We start from the raw sequence: 6,740 nt of genomic DNA, 5'->3' as shown, positions 1-6,740 counted from the left end.
GGGTGTTGCGGGCATGCCGTCTCTCTACTGGCTAAACGTATGTAAACGTATGAAAGAGGGCTGGCGCTTGCCAGCCCGAGCGCTCTATTCGGAGGCCTGCCACTGATTAACTACCAGGGTAATGCGTACATCGCCGTAGTTCATGACCAAGCGGCGCGGTAGCCACATGCCTTCAGCCTGCTCCCAGTCGCGATAATCAATTTCCCAGCCATCTTGTTGGAGGTGGCTCGGGAAGCCGAGTTCGTCAGTTTCGAGCTGGTAGCTGGCGTGGTCGCCGGGCAGGCCGCGCACCCAGTCAGGCATGGCGCGCACTGGCAACGACCAGCCAAGCTGCTCTTCCATTAAGGCTTCCGGGGTTTCTGCTTCAAAACGGCCTTCACTGGTGGTCAGTGAGAAGCGACCCTCGCGGCCTTCCAGTACGCTGCGACCACCGCCAAAGGGGCCGCTAATCAGCATGCGGAAGTAGTAGGGGGTTTGGTTCCAGTCCAGGTTGGCGCTGGTGTTCTCTTCTGGAGTGCGTAGGCCCGCTTTGCCGACCAGGGTCCAGCTCTCGAACGCTTCCACATCTGCCTGTTGGCGCTCCCACTGGCCGGCTTGGCGGCCGCCTTCATCCATCGGCGCTTGGCTGGCGCACCCGGCAAGGGCAGCCACCGCCAGGGCGGCCACCCATAGGCGGGCAGAACGATAGAGTGATGCGGAAGAGGTGCTCACTGGCGCGCTGTTCAAACAAGAGGTCAACATAACTGGCTCCATGTCAGTGCTGTCTATTAAGGGTAAAAACTAGCAACGGTAAAGAAGTAAGCCTTAGGGCGCGCTGGGTGGTGTAAGTTCAGGGTAACGCTCAAGTAAATCATCAATTTGAGGATGGTAGGTGGCTCTTTGCAGAATGCGTGCAATCAGCTGGCGCGCTTCGTCACTGCGTCCTAGTGAATGAAGCACCTCGGCTAAGTGCGCGGCAATTTCTTGGTCGGGCATCTGCGCGTAGGCGCTTTCTAGCCATGCCAGCGCATCGTCGGGTTTGCCGAGGCGGAAATACACCCAGCCCATGCTGTCTAATACCGCCGGGTTATCTGGGTCCGCTTCGTAGGCACGCTCAATAAGCTCACGAGCTTCTTCCAGTCTTCCGGGTAAGTTAAGGTCAGCGAGCGTGTAACCTAGGGCATTTAGCGCGTCAGCATTGTTGGGCTCGGTGCGTAAGATTTGCCGTAAGTCCCGCTCCATGCCTGTTAAGTCGCCCATCTCCCAGGCGCGCATGGCGCGAAGGTACAGCAGGCTAGTGTCATCTGGGGTGCGGGTAATTTCCCGATCCAGCAGGGCGGTGGCATCTTCTTGAAGCGACAACTCGTCCAGCAGTTGCACTTCTAACCTTACGAGGTCACCGAAATAGGCGTCGTGGCGCATGCGCTCAATGCGTAGAAAAGCGCGGGCGTCGAGTAAACGATCATCCTCAATGAGCATGCGAGCCGCCGCCGACCTGGCGGCTAAAAATTCATCACCTTCATACACTTGGCGGTAGTAGAGGAGGGCGTTATCGACCTCTCCTTGGGATTGGGCAATAGCACCTAATAAGAAGTAGGCAATGTTGGGTATGTTCTCTTGACCAATGAGCGGCTGTAGCAGCCGATAGGCAGGCTCGCTGTGCCCTTCTTCTAAATAGAGCTGCGCCAAGGCAATGCGTAAATCCTGGTTGCCGCCGTGGCTCTCTAATAGGGCATTGGTTTGCACTTCGGCGGCGGTAATGTTGTTGAGGCGTATTTCTGCTTGGGCCAGCATTAAGATAAAGCGCACGTCGTCAGGCGCTAGGCTAAGGCCTTGCTGGGCCGCCTGCTGTGCGCCGCGGTGGTCGCCAGTTTCCAGCGCAAGGCGTGCTTTAGCTAGCCACAGGGCGGCGGACTCTGGCTCTTGCTGTTCTACTTCATCTAAATAGCGCTGGGCGGTTTGCGTTTCTCCCAGGGCGGCTTCGATCAGAGCGGTACCCAGCAGCACATCGCTGTGAAACTCGCGCTGGGAAACCTCCGGCCGTGAAAGATAGCTGCGTAGCTGCTGTGCTAGCAGGTTAAGCGGTGCCTCTTCGGCGACGGCGATTTCAGCGAAGGGGGCAATTTCACCATTGCCGCCTGATTCAGCAATGGCTAGCCGCTGCTCTAAGCTATCCAGCCAGTCACCCCGTTGGAGTGATAGTGAGGCAAGCAGGCGGTTGGGTGTTTCTGCCCGAGGGTCTAATTCACGCCAGCGCAGCGCGGCGGCTTCCATTAGTGCGGCATCATTACCAAAGCGCGCGGCGAACGTGGCCCGTTCGGCCAGCCCTGGTGACGTGTAGCGCTGGGCGGCCTCAAGATATCCCTGGCCCGCATAGCGGTAATCGCCGCGTTGTCCGGCCAGCTCTGCGGTTAGCAGGGTGCGTAACCCAGCGGCATCTAGCCCGCTGGTAATAGGCGGTGCCTTCACCATTGGGTCTTCAACATGAGCGTTGGTTTCACCGTCAAAAAGAGAGGGTGACAGCTGGCAGCCGCTCAGTATCAGCGTGGCGGCCAAGGGCAAAAGTGGAAAACCCGAAAACGAACGGGGAATACCCAGTAGTGTTGCGCGATGGGGCATGCGTATCTCGATCAAGTGGCCGAGTGTTCAGCATAGCGGCTTGGCTGCCTGCGGCAAAGTGGTGTGCGCCAGAAGATGCTCGGCTGTGATAGAATGTTCCACCTTGAAAAAGAGCCGAGCCAGCGCAATTCACTTGATGAGCTGCTCTCTTAGACTTGTATCAACAAGCCAAGAAACCATGACCGACAGTGACGTGACGACCGATCCACTAGCGAAGACGCATAACCCATGACGCTTCTTGCCCTGGGAATCAATCATCGTACTGCCACCGTGGCTGTGCGTGAGCAGGTGGCCTTTACGCCGACGCAGCTGGAAAGCGCGTTGGCTGAACTGCGTAGCCTGCCACACATTAGCGAAGCGGCGGTGCTTTCGACGTGTAATCGCACGGAACTCTACTGTGTGACGGATACCGCCGGTGAGCAGACTGTGCTGGACTGGCTGGGTCGTTTTCATAATTTACGCGTTGAAGAGCTCTCCCGCTGCGCCTACCACTACCACGACAACGACGCTGCTCGTCATTTGATGCGCGTGGCTGTGGGGCTGGACTCCATGGTGTTGGGTGAGCCGCAAATACTAGGCCAGTTAAAAGATGCTTATCAGCAAGCGCGTCAGGCCAAGGGCCTGGGTGGCGAGCTGGAGCGTCTTTTTCAGCACACCTTCGCCGTGGCCAAGCAGGTACGCACCGAAACTGGCATCGGTAAAAATCCGGTTTCTGTTGCCTATGCTGCCGTCAGCATGGCCAGCCGCATTTTCGATGATTTCAGCCGCGCCAACGCGTTACTGATTGGGGCCGGTGAGACCATCGAGCTAGTGGCCCGCCATCTGCATGAAGCTGGTGTCCGTCAGCTCACCGTGGCGAACCGTACCCGGGAGCGGGCCGAGCAGGTTTCATCGTCGCTGGGCGGTACGGCGATTACGCTGCCGGAGATTCCTGATGCCTTAGAGCATGCCGATATCGTTATCTCCTCTACCGCATCGCCGCTGCCTATATTGGGCAAAGGGATGGTCGAACGGGCGCTGAAGAAGCGTCGCCATCGTCCCGTGTTTATGGTCGATATCGCCGTACCGCGGGACATCGAGCCAGAAGTGGGTGAGCTGGCGGATGTGTTCCTGTATACCGTCGATGACCTGGAAGAGGTGATCGAAGAGAATCGTCGCCACCGTCAAGTGGCGGCCGACCAGGCCGAGTCGCTCATTGAGCACGGCGTGGGTAGCTGGCAGCATGAGCGGCGTATTCGTAATGGCGGTGAGGTGATTCGTGACTATCGCCGCCACGGTGAGGCGCTGCGCGACCAGGCGCGGGATCAGGCGCTTGAGCGTTTGGCAAAAGGCGAAGACCCGGCCAAAGTGGTTGAGCGCCTAGCGCATCAGCTGGCCAGCCGCCTAATGCATCAGCCAACGCTCACCATTCGCGAAGCGGCCTCTCAGGAAAACCACGATTTGCTTAGCGCCGCGCCGCGCCTGCTGCTACCGCCGAAGCCCGCCTTTGAGCAGCCTGCGCCCCCGGCAAAACGCCAGAAGGATGATACGCCCGCATGAAAGAGACTTTGCGCCAACGTTTAGACAGCTTCTCCGACCGGTTTGAAGAGCTGGCCATGCTGCTGTCCGATCCTGAGGTGATCAACAATCAGCAGCGCTTTCGCGACTACTCTCGCGAGTACGCCGAACTCGAAGAGCTGGTCGCCGCTTGGAAGCGCTACCTTGAGGTGGAAAACAGCATTGCCGAAGCCGAGCAGCTAAGCCGCGACAGTGACCCGGAGATGCGCGAGCTGGCGGAGATGGAAATTCTCGATGGTCGCGAGCAGTTGGAGACTCTCGACGTTGAGCTGAAACGCCTGCTGATTCCGAAAGACCCGGACGACGGTCGCGGTGTCTTTTTGGAAGTGCGCGCGGGCACGGGTGGTGATGAAGCGGCCATCTTTGCGGGTGATCTCTTCCGCATGTACTCCCGCTATGCGGAAAAGCGCGGCTGGCGCGTAGAAATTGTTAGCGCTAGCCACGGCGAGCAGGGCGGTTATAAAGAAGTCATTTCCCGAGTGAAGGGCGACGGCGTCTATGCCCGCCTCAAGTTCGAGTCTGGCGCTCATCGGGTACAGCGCGTACCGGCGACCGAATCCCAGGGCCGAATCCATACTTCCGCCTGCACCGTTGCGGTGATGCCTGAAGTGGATGAAGTGGGAGATATTGATATTAACCCTGCGGATTTGCGGGTTGATACCTACCGCTCCAGCGGTGCCGGTGGTCAGCACGTTAACACCACCGATTCCGCGATTCGGATTACCCACCTGCCTACCGGCGTGGTAGTGGAGTGTCAGGAAGAGCGTAGCCAGCATAAGAACCGCGCCAAAGCGATGTCGCTGCTGGCCGCCAAGCTCAAGCGTAACGCGGTGGATTCTCAGCGCCAGGAGCAGGCCGATGCCCGCCGCTCGTTGGTAGGCTCTGGTGACCGCAGTGAGCGTATCCGCACTTACAACTTCCCTCAGGGGCGCATTACCGATCACCGCATTAACCTGACGCTCTACAAGCTGACCGAAGTAGTGAGCGGCGAGCAGTTGGACGACGTGATCGAACCGCTGATTCACGAGTACCAAGCGGAACAGCTCTCGGCGCTGCAGGACGCTTAATGACGTTCGACGCCCTTCTGAAGAGCGCCGCCCAGCGGCTGCAGCTGGCAGGTTCGCCGTCGCCTCGCATAGATGCTGAGGTACTGATGGAGTTCGCTACTGGCCGCAGCCGCACATGGCTCTATACCTGGGGCGATAGCGAATGCCCCACCTGGGAGCATGCCCGCTTTGACGCGCTAATTGCCGCCCGCGCCCATGGCCAGCCGGTGGCCTATTTAACCGGAGAGCGTGAGTTTTGGGGGCTGCCGCTGGCTACCTCGCCTACCACGCTGATTCCGCGGCCCGATACCGAAACCCTAGTAGAGGCCGCTTTAGCGCGTGCAGGCACGCCACCCGGCAGGCTGCTTGACCTGGGTACGGGCACCGGGGCTATCGCGCTGGCCTTTGCCAGTGAACGGCCGGATTGGCAGGTGGTCGGGGTGGATGTTCGCCCAGAGGCGGTGGCGCTGGCGGCTCACAATGCTCGCACGCTTAAGATCACTAACGCCACGTTCCTGGTCAGCGATTGGTTCAGCGCTTTGAGGCTTTCGCCTCCTAGTGCGTCCTCATCTGGTTCGCCTTCGCCTGGTTCAACGTTTGAGATTATTGTTAGTAATCCGCCCTATATTGCCGCTGATGACCCGCATTTAGGCCAAGGCGATGTACGCTTTGAGCCACGCTCGGCGCTAGTGGCCGATGCCGACGGCATGGCTGACCTGCTGCATTTGATTACCACCGCTCAGGCGTTTCTCTCGCCCGGTGGCTGGCTGGCGCTGGAGCACGGTTATCGGCAGGCTCCTAGCGTGCGCGAGGCGCTAAAGCTAGCGGGCTATCAAAGCGTTGAAAGCGTACAAGACATGGGCGGCCATGAACGGGTTACCCTGGGGCACCTCGAATAACTGCCTGATTCATCAGTATTGGATCCTGCCATGAAACCAAAAAATAGAACGCTGGACCGTATCGACCTGAAAATTTTGCGCTGCCTGCAAGAGAACGCACGCATTTCCTATGTAGACCTTGCCTCTGAAGTTGGTTTATCCACAACCCCTTGCCTAGAGCGTGTGAAGCGCTTGGAGCGCGCGGGCATTATCCGTGGCTACCAGGCCATTCTTGACCCCAGAGCGCTTAAGGCGAATTTGCTGGTGTTTGTTGAAATTAGCCTGGAAACCCAGTCGCCTGCTGTGTTTGACGAGTTCCGCCGTGCGGTGGAGAAGCTGCCTCAGATTCAGGAGTGCCATCTGGTCTCCGGCCAGTTCGACTACATCTTGAAGTGCCGCATTCCTGAGATGGCCGCGTATCGGCAGCTATTGGGCGATGTGGTGCTGACATTGCCGGGCGTGAAAGAGTCGAAAAGCTACGTGGTGATGGAGGAGGTGAAGGAGAGCTTCAGCCTGCACATCCCCGACTTTGAGGAATTTGAGGATAAGTAACGCGATGATGGACGATCAGGCGCTGCTGCGCTATAGCCGCCAAATCATGCTGCCTGAGGTGGACATTGAAGGGCAGGAGCGCTTGCGTGCTGCCCATGCGCTGATTATC

6 protein-coding genes and 1 pseudogene are annotated in these 6,740 nt (G+C 58.6%); 5 read left to right on the top strand and 2 right to left on the bottom strand.

Annotation, left to right across the window (positions count from 1 at the left end; all coding sequences use genetic code 11):
- Positions 1-84: 84 nt before the first annotated feature.
- Both lolB and BIS10_RS16430 read right to left on the bottom strand, forming a co-directional pair.
- Positions 85-741, bottom strand: a complete 657-nt coding sequence (gene lolB, locus BIS10_RS16435) for a lipoprotein insertase outer membrane protein LolB (RefSeq protein WP_083024635.1) — start codon at positions 739-741, stop codon at positions 85-87.
- A 63-nt stretch (positions 742-804) separates the two neighbouring features.
- Positions 805-2,598 (bottom strand): tetratricopeptide repeat protein, encoded by a 1,794-nt coding sequence (locus BIS10_RS16430; protein WP_253506826.1) that lies wholly within the window; start codon positions 2,596-2,598, stop codon positions 805-807.
- 228 nt (positions 2,599-2,826) lie between these two features.
- Between BIS10_RS16430 and hemA the strand changes: the two genes are divergently transcribed.
- From hemA to BIS10_RS16405, 5 genes and pseudogenes are all read left to right on the top strand, one after another.
- A complete protein-coding gene (gene hemA / locus BIS10_RS16425) occupies positions 2,827-4,137 on the top strand; it encodes a glutamyl-tRNA reductase (protein WP_083024633.1) in 1,311 nt (436 codons plus the stop codon).
- Entirely contained in the window at positions 4,134-5,222 is a 1,089-nt protein-coding gene (gene prfA, locus BIS10_RS16420; RefSeq protein ID WP_253506823.1) for a peptide chain release factor 1, read from the top strand. The genes hemA and prfA overlap by 4 nt, the downstream gene beginning before the upstream one ends.
- Positions 5,222-6,100 carry a peptide chain release factor N(5)-glutamine methyltransferase gene (gene prmC / locus BIS10_RS16415; RefSeq protein ID WP_253506820.1) on the top strand — a complete coding sequence of 293 codons (879 nt, stop codon included), beginning with the start codon at positions 5,222-5,224 and terminating at the stop codon, positions 6,098-6,100. The genes prfA and prmC overlap by 1 nt, the downstream gene beginning before the upstream one ends.
- 30 nt (positions 6,101-6,130) lie before the next feature.
- Positions 6,131-6,631 (top strand): Lrp/AsnC ligand binding domain-containing protein, encoded by a 501-nt coding sequence (locus BIS10_RS16410; protein WP_044628221.1) that lies wholly within the window; start codon positions 6,131-6,133, stop codon positions 6,629-6,631.
- A gap of 4 nt (positions 6,632-6,635) precedes the next feature.
- Positions 6,636-6,740 (top strand): annotated as a pseudogene (locus tag BIS10_RS16405) (molybdopterin-synthase adenylyltransferase MoeB); the annotation flags it as partial.

The organism is Halomonas sp. 707B3 (assembly GCF_024158645.1).
GTDB classification, from domain to species: domain Bacteria; phylum Pseudomonadota; class Gammaproteobacteria; order Pseudomonadales; family Halomonadaceae; genus Vreelandella; species Vreelandella lionensis.
Note: the sequence above shows the minus strand (reverse complement) of the source record. Positions and strands in the feature narration are given on the sequence as shown.